The following is a 19,632-nucleotide window of genomic DNA, read 5'->3' as shown; positions in this document are numbered from 1 at the left end:
TCGGACCGGTCGCCATGGAGCCTCACGGCGAGACCTGCCCGCAGGGGACATGCGTTCGCCCGATCGGAAGGCGACGTTTCAGAAATCGATCCGGATCAGACCAACCCCCTGGCGCGGCAGAGAGGTCGCCAGCGTCAGCCGGCCGCTGTGGGGCGTGGCGCCGGTGTCCCGAATGCAGGGCAGCCGGGACCGGGCGTCCAGTTCGGCGATCTGTTCGGGCGTCGGGTCCTGCGGTCGGCCCATCTCCTGCCAGACGCCGAAGGCGTTGCCGTGATCGGCGTCCATCCGGTATTCCCGGATCGACACGTCGCCAGAGGGCAGTCCGGTGATGTCCAGCGTGATTTCGGCAGTGCCTGATGGCGAGACCACGTCATCATCGTTGTAGTTCCAGATCAGGATGCTGACGCCATTGGCATCGCGCGTCGCGGCGCAGTTGATGTCCGGTTCGTTCCTGACGCCGTCTTCGAGGATGTGTTCAAGCGGGAGGGCGCCATCGCTGTGGGTGGCCAGCCACGCGCCGTCCAGCTTGCCCAGCATGCGAAAGGCGTTGAGCACCGCCTTGCCCACACCGTTGGTGGCCAGATCGCGAAAGCCGTCGAACCAAGGCTGACCCTCGAAGAGGAAAGCCCATGTCACGGCGCCCTCAATATGGATGCCCGATTGTCGCGACAGTTCGTAGGTCCGCATCATGCTTTCGACCACATAGGCGCCGTAAAGCGGGCCGTTACGGTAGGCGTTTTGAGGATGCACACGGGCCGAGCAGGCGGCGCAGCCCTCGGGATCGGATTCGCCGATGATCACGGGAAGCCGGGCAAGGGTCGGATACTCGGCAATGATCCCGAGATTGTCCCGGATATCCAACAGCTGCTTCGCAAGGCCCATGCGCACCTTGCCCTCGATCAGCTCGGGCCTGCCCTTGGCGTGGAAGGCCAGAAAGTCGATCGGGAGATCGGTTTCCACGACATAGTCCAGAACCGCGCGCAGGAAGCTCTGCGCTGCCGGGTTGTCATGGGCGCCACAGGTGTGCGGCCCGCCGACGCGGGCCTCCGGCAGAACGGATTTGACCGCGCGGACGGTCGCCTCGAACATCGCGCAGAACTCCGCCGGTGTTCCGGTCCAGTAATGGCCGTCCGGTTCGTTCCAGCATTCCCAGGGCCATGACGACACCGCATCGCGGCCATATCGGTCGACAAGGTGACGGGCCCAAGCGGCGACAAGGTCGTGCCATTTGACGAGGTCTTTCGGGGGCGCGGCCCAGCCGGTGGTGATGGTCGAATAGGTATCCTCAAGCGACCAGCTGTGCCGGTAGGGGCCCGGATCGGAGGACAGGGCCTCCGGCGTGAAGCCGACCTGGATGAACGGAATTATGCCCGCTTCGACATAGGCGTCGAAGATCCGGTCCATGATCGTCCAGTCATAGATCGGATTGCCCTCGGCATCTTCTGTGTAGGCGTTGGTAGAGCCCCATTTCAGCGACGCCTCCCCGTCACCGGAGGTCAGCAGGTTATGCGTCCGGAGCCGAGGCGCGTCGCCCGAGGCATCGGCCAGATCGCGCAGCAACCTCTTGCCGTTCTCGGTATAGGTGTAGTTCGGCTCGTCGTGGCCGAACCAGTTCCAGATCGGGTGGTAGCGCCCGGTCGTCCGGTCGGCCTCTATCGTCATGGCGATCTGCATCGCATTTGCCATTCTTGTCGCTCCTCCGCGATACGTCGTCCGGCTTCGGCCCGTGCCGAGCCCGCAACGAACTTGTGCGCCAGCTGGGCGGCGCCCGCAACAGCGACGGAGTCTTGGCCCCTGCAACCATCGACAGGATGGATCAGGGGCCAAAGCGATAGGGGCCCAAGCCTGGACCCCGTTCGCCTATTTCTTCTTGTGCTCGCCAAGGCTGGTGAGTGTCTTGCCCTTCGAGAAGTCGGACGTCGAGGCGACCTTCTCCTTCACCTTCTTCGGCTTTTTGACTTCCTTGTTGCCGCGCTGTTTGTCGCCTTTGGACATGTCAGATCCTCCTGATCCGGATTGCTGTCTATGATGGTCTTGTCGTCTTTGGTCCGTGTCCGATGAGTGTGGTGCGCAAAGGGGCCACCCGGGAAAAGGCTGTTGCCTACATCATGCCGTCCATCTCTGACATCTCTCGGCCGGCGGACGACCGTTCGGGCTTTTGCGCGACCATCGCTTCGGTGGTGATCAACAGTCCGGCAATCGAAGCCGCGTTTTCGAGAGCGATCCGGACGACCTTGGTCGGGTCGATGATACCGGCCTTCAGCATGTCGACATATGCCTCGGTCTGGGCGTCGAAGCCGAAGGTCGGGCTGTCGTTTTCGATCACCTTGCCGGCGATGACCGCTCCGTCGAAGCCTGCGTTCTCGGCAATCTGGCGCAGCGGCGCCTGGATCGCGCGGCGGATGATCTTGATGCCGGCATCCTGGTCGTCGTTCTCGCCATTCAGCGCCGCGAGGACCTTGCCGGCATGAACGAGGGCCACGCCACCGCCGGGCACGACACCTTCCTGAACCGCGGCGCGGGTGGCATTGAGCGCGTCGTCCACCCGGTCCTTGCGTTCCTTCACCTCGATCTCGGTCGACCCGCCGACGCGGATTACGGCAATCCCGCCGGCAAGCTTGGCCAGCCGTTCCTGCAGCTTTTCTTTGTCGTAGTCGGATGTGGTCTCCTCGATCTGGGCCCGGATCTGCCGGATGCGGCCCGCGATCGCGTCCTTGTCGCCGGCGCCGTCGATGATCGTGGTGTCATCCTTGGTGATCGCGACCTTCTTTGCCGTGCCGAGCATGTCGAGCGTGACATTCTCCAGCTTGATCCCAAGCTCTGCGGAAATCACCTGTCCGCCGGTCAAGACGGCCAGGTCTTCCAGCATCGCCTTGCGGCGGTCTCCGAAACCGGGCGCCTTGACGGCCGCGACCTGTAGTCCGCCGCGCAGCTTGTTGACGACCAGCGTCGCAAGCGCCTCGCCCTCGATGTCCTCGGCCACGATCAGCAGTTGCTTGCCAGCCTGGATAACGGCCTCCAGCAGCGGCACCATGGAGATGAGGGAGGTCAGCTTCTTTTCATGAAGCAGGATGACGCAATCATCCAGCTCGACGACCATTTTCTGTGTATTCGTGATGAAATAGGGGCTCAGGTAGCCGCGTTCGAACTGCATGCCCTCGACCACTTCGGTTTCGGTCTCAAGCCCCTTTTTTTCCTCGACGGTGATGACGCCGTCGTTGCCGACCTTTGCCATCGCATCCGCGATCTGACGTCCGATCGAGACCTCACCGTTCGCCGAAATGGCGCCGACCTTCGCGATCTCGTCGCTGTCGCCGACCGGGCGGGACATGGTCCTGATCTCGGCCACGACTGCGGCGACGGCCTTGTCGATGCCGCGCTTGACGTCCATCGGGTTCATGCCGGCCGCGACCGATTTCATGCCCTCCCGGACAATCGCATGAGCAAGGACGGTTGCGGTGGTGGTTCCGTCGCCGGCCTCGTCATTTGTGCGGGACGCGACCTCCTTGACCATCTGGGCGCCCATGTTCTGGAAATGGTCGGGCAGCTCGATTTCCTTGGCGACGGTGACGCCGTCCTTGGTGATGCGCGGCGCACCCCAGGATTTGTCGATGATGACATTGCGGCCCTTGGGGCCAAGGGTGATCTTCACTGCGTTGGCCAGCGTGGAGATGCCCTTGAGCATGCGGTCACGGGCATCGGTGCTGAATCTGACTTCTTTGGCGGACATGATCCGGTTCCCCTGAAAATGAAATGTCGGCGTCGCGGTCGGTGTCAGGCCATGACGCCGAGAATGTCGCTCTCCTTCATGATCATGAGATCTTCGCCCTCGATCCTGACTTCGGTTCCGGACCATTTGCCGAACAGGACCCGGTCGCCGGCCCTGACGTCCATGGCGATGCGATCGCCGTCCTCGTCGCGGGCGCCCGCGCCAATCGCGACGACCTCGCCTTCCTGAGGCGTTTCTTTCGCGGTGTCGGGGATGATCAGTCCGCCCGGGGTCGTCGCGTCGCCGTCGATACGGCGAACGAGGACGCGGTCGTGCAGTGGGGTGAACGACACGTGAGTGCTCCTGTATTCGGATTTTCAAAGGGAGCATGGCGTTTTTCGGACGTCACTTGGCACTCGCCATACCGGAGTGCCAAGGATCTTGAAATGATGGCTGCTCAGAGGATCTGCAATGGTGGCGCGAGAATATCTTGTCGCGCCGGATCAGTGATCTGCACCGATGCGCCCGCAGCGCGTCGGTGTGCGGTTCTACAAACGCCGAACCGGGTGTCCGGCCTCCACGATCGCGTTGATCAGGCCCGCGACCGCGCGGTGGTTTTCGCGCTCGATTTCGGTTCCGACGGCGTTCTCATGGGTCGCTGCGGCATCGCGTAGAACGCCGACGATCTCGTGCTCCGGCAGGAGCCCGCGGTCGTTCAGCGCAAGCAGGAGCGCCTCGCAAATCGACAGGGCAGCCTCGCCCGCATGCTCGTTCGCGGTGGACATCAGAGGGTTCCTTCCTGTGCATCACGAACCAAGGGACGTGACGGTTCATATTGGTCCGTACTTCTTGCAGGGATTTGCCTATGATGGACTGATCCAGAGCAGTGTCGGGCCGATTTCCGCCATGTGTCAGGACGACATGCCGGGAGGCCCCATGACTTCTGCAGAACACAGTCCCTTGACCCGCAAGCTTTCGGCCTTCGTCGCCTTGTCGGAGGTCGAACTGGCCGTGCTCGACCGTCTGCACCAGCGTCGCCGCTCTTTTGTGGCGGGGCGCGATATGGTGCATCAGGGCCAGTCGGCCCGGGCCGCCTATATCCTGTCCTCGGGTTGGGTCTGTTCCTACAAGTTGCAGGCCGACGGGACGCGTCAGATCGTCGATTTCCAGGTGCCGGGGGATTTTCTGGGCTTGCGCAGCATTCTGTTGCGCACGTCGGATCACAGCTTCGAGCCGATTGTCGATATCGAGGCGGCTGAAGTGCTGACAAGCGATCTGCTTGATGCCTTTGCGCAGACCCCCCGGCTTGCGACGGCCATTCTCTGGGCCGTGTCGCGGGACGAGGCCATGGTCGTGGAGCATCTTGTGGGCATCGGCCGCCGCGACGCGGACGCCCGCATGGCGCATTTCCTGCTGGAACTGGGATCGAGGCTGGCCCTCGTCGGCATGGGCAGCAAAACCGGGTTCGACTGCCCGCTGACGCAATATCACCTCGCCGATACGCTGGGTCTGAGCGCGGTGCATGTGAACCGCGTTCTCCGGCAGCTTCGCGAGATCGGGCTTGTCACCTTCCGCGAGGGACACGTGACGTTTCACGACTATGGCGGATTGGTGGAACTCGCCGATTTCGATCCGGCCTATCTGGACCAGACCGGACCGCTCCTGAAGTGAGAGGGTCGCAGTCATTTCCTGGGCAAGTGACCCTGGGGTCCACTTGAGACTACAGCGTTCAGGCGAGGGCGTGCGTCGCGGCATCGAGTTTCTTGTTGGTCTCGGCGTCGTTCTTTGCCGCATGAGCCGTCACGGCTGCCTTGTAGTGCTTGCGTGCCGCGTCCCTTTTCGGACCCGCGGGAGACTTGTCCCAGGCGGCCTTGACGGATTTCATCTTTTCGACGGTCTCATTCTTTTGGTGTGTCATCTGGAGTGTCCCTTCATGGACGTTCCGAGAAATAAGAAGCGTGCCGACATGCCGACCTCTTGGGGGTCGTACGCCAACACGCTTCTCAGGTGCTCGGAAAAAAATGCCCTGCCAGATATTCGGCGGGCACATCTCATCTAGCCGACATCATCGCCCCGCCGCACTGACGCAGGTTAGTCCCGGCGCGTGCGGCAGGTCGAATGACACGGCGGCACTCAGGCCAGCATGGTTTGCTGGTGGGAGATCCTCAGCCAGGTGTCGTCATCGTTGAGGTACGTCGAGGCGCAGAGGGCCTTGTAGATCGACACGTCGGCTTTCTCCGCTGAGACACGGTAGGTGAGAATGGCGATGTCATGGCATCGCGTGACGCGCCGTTCTGCCATGGCGACGGAGCGCCAGCCGGTCCTTTGCTTCAGATGGGTCCAGATCTGGTCACCCTGAAGGATGCCGGGTGGATAAGGGAAAATCATGACGGCGTTGGTTGCTGTCGTCGCCCGCGCGTTGTCCGCGCCACTGGTCCAGAAATCCTCCTCCATGTCCCAGAGTATGCTCTGCTCGCGCGGCGATAGCGTCCCGGTCTTGTGCGCAGAATGACCTATTGGCGGCGATGCCTGAGAGGAAACGGTCATTCGCCCGACCCCGATCCGCCGAGGAACAGGACCTGAAACAGCACAAAGACGATCGCCAGCATCACCCAGATCAGACCGGGACGTCCCGAAGCCGCCGGGGCATCGTCCTTGTCGGTCCCCGGTTTGTTGCCATCGGGGAGCAGTTGGCTCAGATCCTGTGCAACCCGGCCGTGATCGCTGGCGAGGGCCGGCACATCGCGAAACCGTTCGAGCAGCGTGTTCAGCCGTGATCGCGCCGCATTGCGGCCCAGCGTGGCCAGTTCGGCAGTTTCGATCCACGGATCGAGCCCGAGCCGCGCGAGCGTGGAGAGGACCGTGACGACAGATCCGTTCCTGTCCTCGCCGACCGAGGCATAGAGAAATCGCTCGAATTCGGGCGGGTGGGGGTTGAGCGCGTTGGAATCGGCCATGGTCTTTGCATCCTTGATAGCAGGGACGCAGATCGCCCCTGTTTTCCTGATGATAGACGCAGGTCTGCCCTGGCGCGCTTACACAGGTCAGTCCCGGCGATCATGCCCGCACGATCCGGGGCGGTTCTTTTGGCCGGGACTAACCTGTGTCAGCACAGGTCGGATCATCCTGGGGTAGAAACGGGAAAATCGTTCGACCGGGCCGCCCAGACTTAAAAGGCCGCCAGAGGAGGTCAGCGACAGATCTTCCAACATCGCGGAGACCAGAGATGAGCATGCGGTCAACCAGATCGACTGTCACGTTTTCAAGGCCCTTCACCATGCCGGGTTACACGGACGAGCTGCCCGCGGGCGAATATGGCCTTCTGATCGAGGAGGAGCTTATTCACGGGCTGAGCTTCGACGCCTATCGGCGCACCGGAACCTATCTGACGGTGCAGGGCAGGGGCCGGGAGGCCGGACGTACCGGGCTGCGCGCGATCACGGAAAATGACCTGAAAGAGGCGTTGAGCCGGGATGCGGCCGCGACCGAGACGAATAATCACAGCGATGCGGCGCTTTCCCCGCAGGAGGACTTGAAATGAACACTCCCGAATGGATCAAACCCGGCATCTATGGCGCGCTGGTCGGCGGCGCCCTTGTCGGTATCCTCGGCTTTTCGGTGGGCGGCTGGGTGACCGGCGGCACCGCGAATGACATGGCGATGGAGATGTCCCGCGACGATGTCGTGGCCTCGATGGTCCCGGTCTGCCTCGATATGGCGCAATCCGATCCGGCACGGGCGAGCAAGCTTGCCACGATCCGCGACACCTCGACTTTCCAGAGGCGCAACGCGGTCATGGAGGCTGGTTGGGCGACAATGCCGGGAACCGAGACACCGGATCGGGATCTCGCGCTGGCCTGTCTGACGGCGCTCGATGTCGATGCAGGCTGACGGCCAGACCGTCGGGGATCTTGCCCCAAGATGATTGACCCCGGACGGCGCGTTTCCGCGTCAGACGGCGGTCAGGCATTCATGACCACTGACACCCCACAAACCCCAGGACTTCGGTCCGCCAACGGAGAGCCGATGAACCGACATATGACCCCCACCAATGCCCTGCGGGCAAGCTGGATCGCGAGGCTGGCCCTTGTGGCCGGTGTGATCGCCTCCATGGCCTTCGCCGCCGTTGCGCAGGATGGCACCGGACCGGTGCCCCAGAACGCGCAGCCGCGCAGCTATGGCGAGGGTTGGGGCTGTGACCTTGGCTATCGGGTGGAGGGGGCCGAATGCCTTGCCGTCGTGATCCCCGAACATGCCTTTCCAACCGGGCATGCCTACGGAACGGGTTGGGAATGCGCGCGGGGATACGAGCAACGGAACCGCACGTCCTGCGTCGAGATCCTTCTGCCGGCCAATGCGTTTCTTCGGTCGTCCGGCTATGCGTGGGATTGTGATCGCGGGTATCGCAAGCAGCGCGACGCCTGTGTGCCCATCGTCGTGCCGGAAAATGCCTATCCGACCGCGGAAAGCTCGGGGCCGGGGTGGGCCTGCAATCGCGGCTATTCCGAAGTATCGGGCGCCTGTGTGCAGATTGTCGTGCCGGCCAACGCCTATCCGACGAACGCGACCTATGGCAGCGCCTGGGCGTGCGAGAGAGGCTTTCTCAAGACCGACGAGAGGTGCGACGCGATCACGGTACCGGCGAATGCCTTTCTGGATCAGAGTGCCTACGGTCCGGGCTGGCGCTGTGAACGCGGATACGAACCGCTTGGCGGCGCCTGTGCGGTGATCGACATGCCGGCCAATGCCCATCTCGACCGGACCGGCAATCGCTGGACATGCGACAGGGGCTTTCAGCTGTCCGACGAGGCCTGCATCCTTGCCCGCTGATGCGCCTCTTTCCGGTCATGGCGGGGCGGGGGGCGATCCCGTCTCGGCCGATCGGCCCGGGCGCGACGACGCCATGCCGACGATCAAGGGACGCAGGCGCCAGCGACATGCGGCACCGGGGGAGGAGATCACACCAATGAACGATCTGACCAGCAAGACCATTGCGGTCTTTTCGCAGCCTTTTACCGTTCCGGGCTTTGCCGAGACGCTTCCCGCAGGCGAATACGAGATCGAGACAGAGCTGGTGTCCCCTCCGGATCGTCAGGATCCGGCAGAGTGGAAGGCTTCTGTCCTCGTCAAGCTTCATCCCCGGATTTCGCATCCCGGTCTGGCACGGACATTGACCGTTACCCTGTCCGAGCTGGACCTTGCCCGGGCAAAGGACAAGTTGACGGGCCGGGCCTTGGCCGACTTTTTCCTCGAGGACATGTTGGCCGACCCGATCGTGCGCCTTGTGATGGAGGCCGATGGTGTCACCGAGGCGCATCTGCGGCATCTTTATTCGGGGTTCGGGATGTCTGAGCCCGACGTGGACGCGCCGGTATCATCCACGGCGACCGGTGTGGCACCGGATATCCACCCGATCACCTCAGCCGACGGCAAGGACATGCAGCCCGGCCCGTTCCGCCGCCCTGTCGCAGGACAGGTCTGATGGCGGCAAAGACTATCCCGGATAATGCCGCGCCGTATATCCGCACGGCAAAGGCCGTGGGTGACGTTCCACAGGAACGCCGGTGCCTGCGATGCACGACCCGCTTCGTGAGCGAAGGTTTCGGAGAGCGGATTTGCCGGCGCTGCAAGGGGTTGAACGCGTGGCGAAACGCCGTTTCGGTCACTCCGGGCCAATCTCGCCGCCGCTGATCCGTCTCGGCGCGCGTGGCAGGCAATGATCGGGCGGGCTTGCTGACCCGTCCGACCTGTTCATCTTCTCGACCCCGCGCACCCACGATCAAACGATCCCGGGGACGATGAGCCTCAACAGCCTGTCTCACCGCGCGCCACGCCAGAACCGTCGGGTCACTTGCAAGCACCGCGGTCGGTCATATGCACATCAAGAACCCGGACGTGCTGCAATTTTCGTCAGAACCGGGCCGGTCGGCTTGCATGAAAGATGAATTATCCGGATCGTGTCCACCTTGTGGTGTCTGAGCCCCTCTGATCCATGTATCCTAGCGTTGAATGAACTGATGCGTGTGGCAGTATCCCCTGCGGGCCGCATATCGGAGGGCGCTGTGATTTCTGCACCATGTCTATCCCCCGTTCGGAGCGCCTCTTCGACTATCCTCGAAGGGCTTCCTGCAGCTTGTCGTGTCGTCACAGGCGCGGTGCGAGATGGATCCAACCTGCTCATGGGGCTGACCGGGCTGAGGAATGGCATGAAATCCATCAGGCATTGGACTGAGTGCCGAAAGGCAGGTCGTATCCTGTCAGGGCAAGCCGAAAACCGGGGTTTATCGCGCACCCGCGCCCTGAACCCTTCGCGCCGACCCGGATATGGCGTCCGCGATCCGTTTGCACTCTCGGTCGAGGCAGAGCCATGACAGCCACGAATGAAACCCCGACGCGGGCATTGATGCCGGATTACCTGAGGCTGTTTGCCTTGTTCGGCATTGTCGTGGTCAACGTCCAGTATATCGCGTTTTCCGCGCTTGGCGGATTTGTCGATCCGGGCGGAGAGACGACGCGGGACGCCATTACCTTGTGGCTGGTCCACGGGCTGGCGCTGCTCAAGACTTACGGGCTCTTTTCTTTCATGTTCGGTGTCGGGCTGGGGTTTCTGATGCGCTCTGCCGCGCGGCGTGGGCTGCCTTTCGGGCGGCTCTATCGCAACCGCATGATCGGGCTGGCGGTTCTTGGGATCGCCCATGGCTGCCTGTTTTTTCCCGGCGATATCCTGACCATCTATGCGATCACCGGATCCATCCTCTACCGGTTCCGAGACTGGCCCGTTCGGCGTCTCGTTCGGGTTGGCGCGGCACTGCTTGTCGTGCAGGTCCTGATCGCGGCGCCGCTGCTGCTGATCGCGCCCGAGACGCCGGCGGACATCGCCTTGATAGAGCGCACCATCCTGACGGAGGGCGGGGTCCTGGGGTCGGTTGCGTTGCGCAGTGTCGCCTATGCGTTCACCCTGCCGTCCCTGCTGCTGGTTCAGGGCTTTTCTGCGCTCGGCTGGTTCTGTCTCGGGCTTGCGGCGGTGAAGTCCGGCATGATCGACAACGCCCGTCACCCGATCTGGCAGCGCGCGCGGCTCTGGTGCCTCGGGCCGGGTGTTGCGCTGAGCCTCGCCGGGGCGGCGATCTGGCAATGGGGTCCGGCAATGGCCGGTGTCGTTCTGACCGTGGTCGCGGCGCCGATCGCCACGCTTGGCTATCTTGGCCTAATTGCCGCAGTCGCGCGCCCGCCGGGGCCGATCATGGCTCCGGCCCTGACGGCAGGTGCCTCGAGCCTGAGCATATACCTCGGCCAGTCGATCGTCCTTTCGACGATCTTCTCGGCCTACGGGCTGGGCCTGTGGGGCGCGGTGGACAGGTGGACCGCCGTTGCCATTGCATTGGCCGTCACGGTGGGTCTGATCCTGACGCTGCTGCTCTGGCGGCGCTACGCCAGGCTTGGACCGTTCGAATGGCTGCTCCGCCGGATCACCTATGCCGGGCAAGCGGCCTGATACCTGTCGTTCGGCCATAAGGGGCCCGCACCGGGCCATGCGCCGTGACGCTTTACCGCGCTGCGCACCATGCGCCCAATCTCGCCCGGTGTGCGCTGTCCCGGGCGAGGAGCGATCGCAGTGCCCGCCCGAAAAGGCCCCGCAGAACGAAAGCGGGACCCCCGGGCGTTTCTACCCTTCGGGTTTTGCCCTGCCTCTGGCGCAATCGCCTCACCATCCAGACAGGACAAAACCATTTGTCAGACCGGTCGCCGGGGTGGACCCGGGCGATCAGCTTCGGTTGTCCAGTCCGGTCGTCTCGACAACACCCATCTCCTCCAGCGCGGCGTCGGTGAAGCTGAAGTCTACGATGTCGTCGATACCGATCACCGGGACATCGCTGAAGTCGGGATTGGAATAGGTGAAGTCCAGCGACGCCTGAAGCGTGTCGGGGCGCATGCAACCATTGACGCACCAGAGTTTGGAGTTGAACTCCGCGGTCCGTTCGATGCCTTCGCGGGTGAGGTCGGGGCGCCGTTCGACAGCCGCTTCGATCCAGAGTTCCGGATTGGCGGAAAACTCGCGGGAAGCATCCATGATCGCGTTGGTAAAGCGCTGCAGCGCTTCGCGCTTCTCGTCGATCCTGTCCTCGCGCACGACCAGGAATTTTGGTGCCGCCGGTGCGCGCGAGGCGAATACGTCGGCCGGCAGGAGGACATGCAGGCCTTCCGTTTCCTCGACCGCCGAGAAGGTTCCGAACGAGACGGTTGTCGCGTCCACGCGGTCGACGGCAAGTGCCTGAACACGGACTGACGGCGCGCCGATGGCCACATAGTCGGGCAGGTCCGGGTCCAGCCCGAAACTGCGCAGCACCGCCTGGGTGAGCGCATGGTCAAGCCCGCCGATATCAGAGATCGCGAAACTGCGGCCATCGAGATCCTCGAGCGAGGAGATATCCGAGCGTGACGCGATCAGGAACGGGATACCGGATCCGACAGAAAGAAACCCGCTGACGGGAAGATCGTTGCCCGCATCCAGTCGGACGGCCGCGTCAATGCTGATATGCGCAACGTCGACGGCCCCGGACTGAAGCGCGGCCGCGGCGAGGGGTGTTCCGTCAAGCCCTACGAACGTAACGCTGACCTGATGCTTGTCATAGAAACCGAAGTCCTGGGCCAGCTGGAACACCGATGACGTTGTCGGGTTGAAGACATTGTCGTCCGTGGCAAGCGTCACGGTCAGTTCGGGATAATCCTCGGCCTGGGCGACGCCGATCCCGGCGAGAGCGAGAAGGGCGGCTGCCGCGAGTGTCGAACGCATGGTGGAGGTGATCGTTTTCAAGATACTGGCTCCTTGGTTATTGGCCTGACGTTGCATGTGTGTGAAAGCGGGGTCAGGCTGCTGCCGCGAAAACGGGCAGCGGTTCAAATTCCTGTTTCAGGATCGTTCCGATAGCGTCATGCCCCATCCAGCCACGGATGAGGGTCGCATAAAGGCGGCGGAAGTCGGTGGTGTACCTCAGGTTTCCTCCGTCCAGATCGGTCAGGCTTGGCACGCCGCCGTAATGGCCGCCGTGAATCGGCTTGCCGATGATGAATGCGGGGCCTGCGGTGCCGTGGTCCGTGCCAAGGCTTGTGTTCTCGGAGACCCGCCGTCCGAATTCCGAAAAGGCCATCAACACCACGTCGTCGCCGCGGCCGAGCCTGTCCATGTCCCGCAGGAAGGCGGCAATGTGATCGGAGGTGTATGACCAAAGGCGGGAATGCAGATTGCCCTGGTGCACATGGGTGTCGAAGGCGTTGTTGCGAAACGGCACATAGTAGACCTGCGTCGGGAAGTCGGCGGCGATCAGGGCCGCGACCCGTTCAAGCCCCCAGTTCACAAGGCCGTAGTCGACAGGTGTCTGGTAGGACGCCCAAGCCTCGCGCACCAGCCGCTCCGACCGGCTGGCACTGGCCGCAATCTCGAAAAGGTAGTCGAGAGAGGGGTTGTGATCGACGTTGCCCGGTGCGTCGCCCGCGGCGATGGCCCCGGCCTCCTCATGGAACACGCGGCGGCTGAACTTTTCGGGATCGTCGAACACCAGCGGCACATGGTGCCGCGCCTTGACCGCGAGTGACTGGTGGTCGTCGATGTTGACGAGGAAGTTCTGACCGTGACCTTCGGGGTCGATGGCATCCGCCATCCGCCCCAGCCAGCCATATGCCTCTCCGCTATTCGGTGCGCCGGTCTGCCAGAAGGCCATCGACGAAAAATGCGAGAACGACGGCTGGTCGTAGCCGACGCCATGGACGATCGCCATCTGGCCGTCCTTGTAGAGCCGCTCGAACCCTTGCATCGATTTCTGGAAGGCAAAGTAATCGTCGATCCGAAGTGCCTGATCTTCCCGGATGCCCAGATGCGGACGCGCTCGGTAATAGGCATCATCGGCATAGGGAATGACCGTGTTCAGCCCGTCATTGCCGCCCGAAAGCTCGACGATGACCAAGATGCGGCCGTTGGAACCCTGTTTGCTCAGTTTCGACCAGACGGGGGAGGTGGCAATGCCGCCGGCACCTTCGAGAACGATACTGTCATAGCCGGACCGGACGAGGTTCTCCTTCTCGCTGGCAGAAAGCTTCGGTGATCTGGTCATTTGACGCTCCCGGGGGCTTGTTCAGGCAAGTTGATATTGTGGCGTGCACATGATCGCGTGGGCCACCAACCGCAGACCGTATTCGGTATAGCCCTCGGCCTCGGCGAGATCGGAGGTGCCCAGCTCCGAGGTCAGCATCTCGATCAGCGCGGCGCGCGAAGGTGCGGTCAGCGGCACGCAAAGAAGTCGCGCGGCGAGGAGGTCGACGGCCTCTTCGGTTGTTCGGGCGCCCTCGGCGGCGAGTGTCTTTGTCAGATCGAATTGGGCCGCGGCTCTCGGGATCGGCTTGAGTTTGCGCATCGCCTCCTGCCAGCCCATGAGATTGCCGAAACGGGTGTTGAAGCTCTCCTGAATGCCGGCGGTGGCGCTTGGCGCCGCGCCTTCCTCGAGTGTGGCGGCCGTGATCTCCATGCCCGCATTGATGTTGTCATTGGTGCGGCGGACGATGTCGCCCGGCTCGTGGTTCGGGTCGACGAAGGAAATCATGTCCGGGAACACCACGTCCCGTGCGAAATTCCCGCGCTCGAACAGCAGGCCCGGAGTGATCCAGGCGCGCCCCTCGCTCCACCCGGCGACGGTCGGCGGATAGAGCAGGATCTGCCCCAGCGTCTTGCCGACGGTATAGGGATCGGGGACCCCCGGCATCGCATCGAGGCCAAGCTTGCGATAAGTCGACACCATCAGTTCCGTGGGCGACATGATATGCGTGGCGACCGACGCGTCGCAGTAGAAATCCTCGGAGGCGAAGAGCGTCGCGAGGAATGGTGCGATCCTGTAATCGCCGTCACGGAACAATGCGCCAAGTTCGCGGGCAAAGTCGGGCGAAATGGTTTCGCGCACGAAGAAGCGATAGATCTTCGTGGCTATGTAGGTCGCGGTCTGATCCTGCTCGAGGATGATCGAGAGGATGTCGTCGCCGTCAAAGGCGCCGGTCTTGCCGAAGAAGGTCTTGTCGCCGGCGTCATGTTTCGTCTCATCGAACCGGAATTCGAGGTCGTCGTTGCCCCAGCCGGTGAAGGCGCGTGCGGCCTCCCGGATATCGTGCTCGGTGTAGTTGCCGACGCCCAGCGTGAAGAGTTCCATGACCTCGCGGCCGAAATTCTCGTTCGGGGCGCCGGCGACGTTATAGGTGGCGTCGAGAAACACGAGCATCGCCGGGTCCTTGGCCACCGCCGTCAGCAGGTCGCGGAAACTGCCAAGCCCGCCTGCGCGCAGCGTGTCGATCTGCAGTTTCATCTTGCGATAGTCGCGGACCTTCTCTTCGCTGGTGGCGAAATGGCCGTGCCAGAACAGCGTCATCTTTTCCTCGAGCGGATGACCGCTGCGCAGCATCCGGTCGAGCCACCAGAACGCAACACGCCGGGTTTCGAGCATGCTTGCCCGACGCCAATAGAAGAAACGGTTGGTCGCGGGCTGGAGCGGGCGCGGCCCGCTGGGTTTTGTCCTGACGCCCATCACCTCGCCGGTTTCGGCGGCCTGATCGGTGGTGGCCGGCCGGGAGGGTGGAAAATCGGCAAGGCAGGGTTCCCAGAACCCCGAATCCTCGAAGTCCGGCAAGACCGGGCCATCGGCCCGGCCATGGATCATCCGGTCGACCGCCTCGGCCGGAGACAGGGCCGCAAGTTCGGCGATCTCGGCCGGTGTTCCACCGAAGCCTGCGCGCCTGAGAAGGTGCGCGGCGCGTTCGACATTCCATTGCGATGCGCTGATCGGCGCGAGGTTGCCCTCCGCAAGTGACGCCATAGAGGCCTCCCGTCCAATGCGCCGTCATCAGGCGCTGCGGCTGTTGGCTTGATGTTAGGCAAGGCGCGGATTTCTAACAATTCCACGGCGGCCTATCGGCTCGATTAGCAAGTCTTATCGGGGTGCTTCGTCTGTGGATGAGGCATCTCCGAAGGCCCCGGCGAGTTCCTCCAGAGCCACGCCTTCACGGCCCATGGCATGGATCCGGTCCCACAGCGTGCGGCGCAGTTCGGCAAAACCCGGTTGACCGCGCGGATCGTTTTGCCAGCGTGGCGTGGGCAGATCGACTGGCAGGACGGCATCGATGCGGCCCGGTCTCGGGCGCAGAACGACGATCCGTTGCGACAGGATGATCGCCTCGTCGATGTCATGGGTGACGAAGACGATCGCCATGCGCCGTCGCTCCCAAAGTCGCAGCAGTTCGCCGCGAAGCGTCTCGCGCGTCATCGCGTCGAGGGCTGCGAAGGGTTCGTCCATCAACAGCACCTCGGGCTCGACCGCGAGCGCGCGCGCAAGGCCCACGCGCTGCTGCATTCCGCCCGAAAGCTCATGCGGATGTGCGTCGGCAAAGTCGCGTAGCCCCACGGCCCCGAGGATCGCCAGCGCCCGGGACCTGCTTTCCTTGCGCGAATAGCCCCGAAGACCGAGGACGAATTCGATGTTGCCGGCCACCGTGCGCCACGGCAACAGCCGGGCGGACTGGAACACCATCGCCATGTTCAGCGTGGGTTCGGGCGGACGGCCCTTGATCAGAACCTCGCCCTCGTCCGGCTGGATCAGGCCGTCGATCAGGCGCAGCAACGTTGTCTTGCCGCAGCCGGAGGGGCCGACAAGGCTGACGAATTCGCCGGGCCCCACGTCGAAGGACAGATCGTCCAGCGCCTGCACCTGTCCGTCCTTGAACGACTTGCTGACCCCCCGCAGGGAAATGGGCGGTTGCGATGCTTCCGCCATCTCAGTTTCCATCGCGCAGCTCGATGCGCCATCGGCCGAACTGTCGCTCGATCAGCCTGAGCGCGATGGTGATCAGCGAACCCAGCGCCATCATCACGAGAACCACTGCGAAATACCGGTCCATCTGGAACCTGTTGCCGGCCTTGATCATGAGCCCGCCAAGCCCCGATTGCGCCATCGTCAGCTCGGCGATGACCGTGCCGACGATGCAGATCGCCGCCCCAATGCGCAGGCCCGAAAGGATCGAGGGCAGGGCGTCGGGCACCATGACCTGCCAGAACAGGGTCCGCCGTGGCGCGCCGAAGGATTCCGCCATTTCGACCAGGTCCTTGTTGGCGTTGGCGATACCGGCCGTTGTGTTGATCAGGATCGGAAAGACCGCCGCCAGCCAGACCAGAACGACCTTCGCTTCGATGTAGAGGCCGAACCAGACGATGACCAGGGGGATGAACGCGGCGCTTGGGGTCGCGTTCACTGCGTTGACATATGGGTCGAGGACCCGGCCCAGAAACGGAAATCCGCCAAGGAGGATCCCGATCAGGATGCCCGATGACGCGGCCAGAACAAATCCGAGACCCAGCACCGTGAACGATTCTCCGAGTGCGCGGGGGATCGTCCCGTCGGACCACATCTCGACGCTTTGCCAGAACACCGCCTCCGGACTGGGCATCACCAGATTGCCCGACGTGGTGTTCAGCAGCTTCATTCCGGCGATCAGCATGACAAGAATGCAAAGCTGCCAGACAAGTGCGATCCGGCGCGAACGGAGCCGTGCCACCCCGGCGGCGCCGGTGGCGGCCTTGCCCGCGCGGCGGCCCTCGGACCCCCGGTTGGCGTCCGGCGCGCTGACGTTCTTTGTGCCCCGATCCGCCATGTCATCCTTTCGTCAAGACTGCGACCTTTGCCGTTTCGGGGCAACGGAAGCGAGTCGTGTTTACACGTATCTGTCTATTGCGAAATCAATACGTTGTATTGAAATGACCGCCGGCCAACGTCGCTAGGGTATTACGCAGCGCTTTGTGGCAGGGGCCGAAAATGGACAATATCACCTTCGATTTCGAGGCCGGGCTCGCCGAACAGACCGACAGCGCGCCCCGAAAGGCCGTCCTTTCGATGACACTTCACCAATTGCGCATCTTTCATGCGGTGGCCAACGCCAACACCATGACCAGCGCCGCCAAACAGCTCGGACTGACACAGCCCTCTCTGTCCCAGCAACTGGGTCGTCTCGAAGCGGCCATCGACGCGCGTCTGTTCTACCGGCGTCCGAATGAAATGGAATTGACAGAGGCCGGTCGATACCTCTTGCCCCGGGTCGAGCAGCTGTTGCGCATCCTCAACGAGACGGAGGAAGGGCTGACGCGTTTCAGCGACGGCCAGCCGTCGGTCGTCAAGCTCGCGGGGCTGGACTCGCTTCTGCGCAACCTTCTGCCCGGCGCGGTTCGCCGCCTGCATGATCGCCATCCTGACATCAGCATCGATGTTCAGGAAAGCGCGCCGGCCGACATTCTGGAAATGCTCGATGCACGGCGCATCAATTTCGGCCTCGTCGCTGCGAATTCCCTGGCACAGACCCATGAGCAATTTCTGCAGATCCCGGTGATGGAAGACCCCTATGTCCTTGCCGTGCCTGCGGATCTCGACCTGGCGGGGATCGTCGACCCGGTGCGAGAGCTGTCATCGTCGCAGTTCCGGACGCTCAACCAGTCGATCCAGTTCGCCTTTGGCAGCACCCACACACGGCGCGTCTCGAACTGGTATGATCGGCTTCTGCCCGGTCATCAAACGATCGTGCAATGCCGGAGCTACGAGTCCGCACTGTCATTCGTGCGGGCTGGGACCGGCGTCTGCGTGGCGCCGGCGCTGTCGACAATCGGAGCCGCAGGGCCCGATGACAAAGTGCGGCGCTACCTGATCAAGGTGCCGCCACGCCGGATCGTCGCGCTTCTGTTGTCTCATCACCGATCCATGGAGCCGATGGCCACGCTGATTGCCGCGCTGCAAGAGGTTGGCCGCTCCTATGAAGTGCCCCGATTGTTGCCGGTGCCTCCCTTCCTTGCCAAGGATGCCGTCCCCTCCCGGGCGTGATTGCAGCCGCGAGGCCTCCGACACGAACCCGCGTGTCCCTTACCCCTGTTGGCCGGCAGACCTTTCAATGCATCTCATAGGCAACATCAATCCAACATTGGCGCAGGCTTCTATCTTCATGAAAAGGAGCCTGCGATGAGAAATATCCTTCTTGCTGTTTCGGTGATCCTGCCCGCGTCGGGCATGGCGGAGGGCTTTCAGGAAACGTGGCGTCTTGGCGGTTTCACCATGCCCGAGTCCGCGTGGTATGAGGCCAGCATCGACAGGATCATTGTGAGCAATATCGGTGTCTTCGGCCCTGACGGGGGCATGGACGGACGCCTTTCGCTTGTGTCGTCCGATGGTGTTCTGGAAGAGGCCGATTGGGTGACAGGGCTGATGGACCCGAAGGGTATGTCGAGCCACGACGGGCTTCTTTATGTGGCCGATGCCATGGGAATGCATATCGTCTCGATCGCTGACGGCGCGCTCATGTCGACGATCACGCTTGAGGGCGCGACATTCCCCAATGACGTAACGGTGAGCGCGGATGGATCGGTCTTCGTGACCGATTTTCTTGCGGGCGGCCTTTATCGGTACCAGGACGGAGCCGCCGAGGTCTTCGTGCCGGCCGGCAGCCTGCCATTGCCCAACGGGATACTGGCGGATCAGGGCGTGCTCTGGATCGGATCTTTCGGTGACCAGATGCAGCCTGATTTCACCGTGGCCGAGCCGGGTGGGCTCTGGCAGGTGGATATCGACAGCCGGGCAATCTCTCCGGTCGAGACGGCACAGGGTGTCGGCAGCGTGGACGGCATGGTGATCGTCGGGGAGGCTGTCATTTTCGACGACAATCCAAGTGGCACGATGTTCATCCACGATGCAGCCGGGACACGCGAGCTTGCATCCGTGGGGGCCGGTGCGGCGGACCTTGGTGTGATGGGCGATACGGTGATCGTTCCGAATCTCGGCTCCGGCGAGATCGTGGCGTACCGTTATACTACGAATTAGACTGTCGGACCTCCGCGTCGAAACAGCGACACCCGGCAT

Annotated in this window: 21 protein-coding genes; 8 read left to right on the top strand and 13 right to left on the bottom strand. The window is 63.0% G+C overall.

Annotation, left to right across the window (positions count from 1 at the left end):
* Positions 1-78 precede the first annotated feature (78 nt).
* From EP376_RS06085 to EP376_RS06070, 5 genes are all read right to left on the bottom strand, one after another.
* Positions 79-1,686, bottom strand: a complete 1,608-nt coding sequence (locus tag EP376_RS06085) for a GH39 family glycosyl hydrolase (RefSeq protein ID WP_127654614.1) — start codon at positions 1,684-1,686, stop codon at positions 79-81.
* Between the two features lie 174 nt (positions 1,687-1,860).
* Positions 1,861-1,995: a hypothetical protein gene (locus EP376_RS23505; protein WP_255519391.1), complete on the bottom strand. Its 135-nt coding sequence runs from the start codon at positions 1,993-1,995 to the stop codon at positions 1,861-1,863.
* A 106-nt stretch (positions 1,996-2,101) separates the two neighbouring features.
* Positions 2,102-3,730, bottom strand: a complete 1,629-nt coding sequence (groL, locus tag EP376_RS06080; RefSeq protein ID WP_127654613.1) for a chaperonin GroEL — start codon at positions 3,728-3,730, stop codon at positions 2,102-2,104.
* 44 nt (positions 3,731-3,774) lie between these two features.
* Positions 3,775-4,062, bottom strand: coding sequence for a co-chaperone GroES (locus EP376_RS06075; protein ID WP_127654612.1), 288 nt, complete (start codon positions 4,060-4,062; stop codon positions 3,775-3,777).
* A 195-nt stretch (positions 4,063-4,257) separates the two neighbouring features.
* Positions 4,258-4,494: a hypothetical protein gene (locus EP376_RS06070; RefSeq protein ID WP_127654611.1), complete on the bottom strand. Its 237-nt coding sequence runs from the start codon at positions 4,492-4,494 to the stop codon at positions 4,258-4,260.
* 151 nt (positions 4,495-4,645) lie between these two features.
* On the opposite strand from EP376_RS06070, the gene EP376_RS06065 reads away from it, so the two are divergent.
* Positions 4,646-5,380: a Crp/Fnr family transcriptional regulator gene (locus EP376_RS06065; RefSeq protein ID WP_127654610.1), complete on the top strand. Its 735-nt coding sequence runs from the start codon at positions 4,646-4,648 to the stop codon at positions 5,378-5,380.
* Between the two features lie 58 nt (positions 5,381-5,438).
* On the opposite strand, the gene EP376_RS06060 is transcribed toward EP376_RS06065, so the two are convergent.
* The 3 genes from EP376_RS06060 to EP376_RS06050 all read right to left on the bottom strand — a co-directional run bounded on the left by EP376_RS06060 (position 5,439) and on the right by EP376_RS06050 (position 6,666).
* Positions 5,439-5,627, bottom strand: coding sequence for a hypothetical protein (locus EP376_RS06060; protein ID WP_127654609.1), 189 nt, complete (start codon positions 5,625-5,627; stop codon positions 5,439-5,441).
* Between the two features lie 215 nt (positions 5,628-5,842).
* A complete protein-coding gene (locus tag EP376_RS06055; protein ID WP_238928585.1) occupies positions 5,843-6,256 on the bottom strand; it encodes a hypothetical protein in 414 nt (137 codons plus the stop codon).
* On the bottom strand, positions 6,253-6,666 hold the full coding sequence (locus EP376_RS06050; protein ID WP_127654608.1) for a hypothetical protein: 414 nt from the start codon (positions 6,664-6,666) through the stop codon (positions 6,253-6,255). The genes EP376_RS06055 and EP376_RS06050 overlap by 4 nt, the downstream gene beginning before the upstream one ends.
* A 269-nt stretch (positions 6,667-6,935) precedes the next feature.
* Here EP376_RS06050 and EP376_RS06045 point away from each other — a divergent pair, with 269 nt between their 5' ends.
* The 5 genes from EP376_RS06045 (at position 6,936) to EP376_RS06025 (ending at position 11,204) form a co-directional block, all read left to right on the top strand.
* The gene (locus EP376_RS06045; protein ID WP_164744873.1) at positions 6,936-7,250 is read left to right on the top strand and encodes a hypothetical protein; all 315 of its coding nucleotides are present in this window, start codon (positions 6,936-6,938) and stop codon (positions 7,248-7,250) included.
* Positions 7,247-7,600: a hypothetical protein gene (locus EP376_RS06040; RefSeq protein WP_127654607.1), complete on the top strand. Its 354-nt coding sequence runs from the start codon at positions 7,247-7,249 to the stop codon at positions 7,598-7,600. Before EP376_RS06045 ends, EP376_RS06040 begins: the two co-directional genes overlap by 4 nt.
* Positions 7,601-7,735: 135 nt before the next feature.
* Positions 7,736-8,539, top strand: coding sequence for a hypothetical protein (locus EP376_RS06035; RefSeq protein ID WP_127654606.1), 804 nt, complete (start codon positions 7,736-7,738; stop codon positions 8,537-8,539).
* A gap of 136 nt (positions 8,540-8,675) precedes the next feature.
* The gene (locus EP376_RS06030) at positions 8,676-9,191 is read left to right on the top strand and encodes a hypothetical protein (RefSeq protein WP_127654605.1); all 516 of its coding nucleotides are present in this window, start codon (positions 8,676-8,678) and stop codon (positions 9,189-9,191) included.
* Positions 9,192-10,076: 885 nt separating this feature from the next.
* A complete protein-coding gene (locus tag EP376_RS06025; RefSeq protein WP_127654604.1) occupies positions 10,077-11,204 on the top strand; it encodes a DUF418 domain-containing protein in 1,128 nt (375 codons plus the stop codon).
* Positions 11,205-11,474: 270 nt separating this feature from the next.
* Here the strand turns inward: EP376_RS06025 and EP376_RS06020 are convergent, their stop codons facing one another.
* From EP376_RS06020 to EP376_RS06000, 5 genes are all read right to left on the bottom strand, one after another.
* Positions 11,475-12,524, bottom strand: coding sequence for an ABC transporter substrate-binding protein (locus tag EP376_RS06020; RefSeq protein ID WP_238928583.1), 1,050 nt, complete (start codon positions 12,522-12,524; stop codon positions 11,475-11,477).
* 52 nt (positions 12,525-12,576) lie between these two features.
* Positions 12,577-13,818, bottom strand: a complete 1,242-nt coding sequence (locus EP376_RS06015) for a DUF1501 domain-containing protein (RefSeq protein ID WP_127654603.1) — start codon at positions 13,816-13,818, stop codon at positions 12,577-12,579.
* A 21-nt stretch (positions 13,819-13,839) separates the two neighbouring features.
* Complete coding sequence (locus EP376_RS06010) at positions 13,840-15,561, bottom strand: DUF1800 domain-containing protein (protein WP_127654602.1); 1,722 nt, start codon at positions 15,559-15,561, stop codon at positions 13,840-13,842.
* 114 nt (positions 15,562-15,675) lie between these two features.
* Positions 15,676-16,515 (bottom strand): ABC transporter ATP-binding protein, encoded by an 840-nt coding sequence (locus EP376_RS06005; RefSeq protein WP_127654601.1) that lies wholly within the window; start codon positions 16,513-16,515, stop codon positions 15,676-15,678.
* Between the two features lies 1 nt (position 16,516).
* Positions 16,517-17,389 (bottom strand): ABC transporter permease, encoded by an 873-nt coding sequence (locus EP376_RS06000; RefSeq protein WP_127654600.1) that lies wholly within the window; start codon positions 17,387-17,389, stop codon positions 16,517-16,519.
* A 161-nt stretch (positions 17,390-17,550) separates the two neighbouring features.
* On the opposite strand from EP376_RS06000, the gene EP376_RS05995 reads away from it, so the two are divergent.
* Both EP376_RS05995 and EP376_RS05990 read left to right on the top strand, forming a co-directional pair.
* Positions 17,551-18,603: a LysR family transcriptional regulator gene (locus tag EP376_RS05995; RefSeq protein WP_127654599.1), complete on the top strand. Its 1,053-nt coding sequence runs from the start codon at positions 17,551-17,553 to the stop codon at positions 18,601-18,603.
* A gap of 135 nt (positions 18,604-18,738) precedes the next feature.
* Positions 18,739-19,593, top strand: a complete 855-nt coding sequence (locus tag EP376_RS05990) for an NHL repeat-containing protein (RefSeq protein ID WP_127654598.1) — start codon at positions 18,739-18,741, stop codon at positions 19,591-19,593.
* The last annotated feature ends 39 nt before the right edge of the window (positions 19,594-19,632 follow it).

The sequence above is a fragment of the Alexandriicola marinus genome, assembly GCF_004000435.1.
Classification (GTDB): Bacteria; Pseudomonadota; Alphaproteobacteria; order Rhodobacterales; family Rhodobacteraceae; genus Alexandriicola; species Alexandriicola marinus.
Note: the sequence above shows the minus strand (reverse complement) of the source record. Positions and strands in the feature narration are given on the sequence as shown.

Excerpts from the sequence above, each read along its gene's own strand:
- EP376_RS06060 (WP_127654609.1), bottom strand. The coding sequence starts at position 5,627 with ATGACACACCAAAAGAATGAGACCGTCGAAAAGATGAAATCCGTCAAG.
- EP376_RS23505 (WP_255519391.1), bottom strand. The coding sequence starts at position 1,995 with ATGTCCAAAGGCGACAAACAGCGCGGCAACAAGGAAGTCAAAAAGCCG.
- EP376_RS05995 (WP_127654599.1), top strand. The coding sequence starts at position 17,551 with ATGGACAATATCACCTTCGATTTCGAGGCCGGGCTCGCCGAACAGACC.
- EP376_RS05990 (WP_127654598.1), top strand. The coding sequence starts at position 18,739 with ATGAGAAATATCCTTCTTGCTGTTTCGGTGATCCTGCCCGCGTCGGGC.
- EP376_RS06050 (WP_127654608.1), bottom strand. The coding sequence starts at position 6,666 with ATGGCCGATTCCAACGCGCTCAACCCCCACCCGCCCGAATTCGAGCGA.
- EP376_RS06065 (WP_127654610.1), top strand. The coding sequence starts at position 4,646 with ATGACTTCTGCAGAACACAGTCCCTTGACCCGCAAGCTTTCGGCCTTC.
- EP376_RS06070 (WP_127654611.1), bottom strand. The coding sequence starts at position 4,494 with ATGTCCACCGCGAACGAGCATGCGGGCGAGGCTGCCCTGTCGATTTGC.
- EP376_RS06085 (WP_127654614.1), bottom strand. The coding sequence starts at position 1,686 with ATGGCAAATGCGATGCAGATCGCCATGACGATAGAGGCCGACCGGACG.
- EP376_RS06035 (WP_127654606.1), top strand. The coding sequence starts at position 7,736 with ATGAACCGACATATGACCCCCACCAATGCCCTGCGGGCAAGCTGGATC.
- EP376_RS06055 (WP_238928585.1), bottom strand. The coding sequence starts at position 6,256 with ATGACCGTTTCCTCTCAGGCATCGCCGCCAATAGGTCATTCTGCGCAC.
- EP376_RS06005 (WP_127654601.1), bottom strand. The coding sequence starts at position 16,515 with ATGGCGGAAGCATCGCAACCGCCCATTTCCCTGCGGGGGGTCAGCAAG.
- EP376_RS06030 (WP_127654605.1), top strand. The coding sequence starts at position 8,676 with ATGAACGATCTGACCAGCAAGACCATTGCGGTCTTTTCGCAGCCTTTT.
- EP376_RS06040 (WP_127654607.1), top strand. The coding sequence starts at position 7,247 with ATGAACACTCCCGAATGGATCAAACCCGGCATCTATGGCGCGCTGGTC.
- EP376_RS06010 (WP_127654602.1), bottom strand. The coding sequence starts at position 15,561 with ATGGCGTCACTTGCGGAGGGCAACCTCGCGCCGATCAGCGCATCGCAA.
- EP376_RS06025 (WP_127654604.1), top strand. The coding sequence starts at position 10,077 with ATGACAGCCACGAATGAAACCCCGACGCGGGCATTGATGCCGGATTAC.
- groL (WP_127654613.1), bottom strand. The coding sequence starts at position 3,730 with ATGTCCGCCAAAGAAGTCAGATTCAGCACCGATGCCCGTGACCGCATG.
- EP376_RS06015 (WP_127654603.1), bottom strand. The coding sequence starts at position 13,818 with ATGACCAGATCACCGAAGCTTTCTGCCAGCGAGAAGGAGAACCTCGTC.
- EP376_RS06045 (WP_164744873.1), top strand. The coding sequence starts at position 6,936 with ATGAGCATGCGGTCAACCAGATCGACTGTCACGTTTTCAAGGCCCTTC.
- EP376_RS06000 (WP_127654600.1), bottom strand. The coding sequence starts at position 17,389 with ATGGCGGATCGGGGCACAAAGAACGTCAGCGCGCCGGACGCCAACCGG.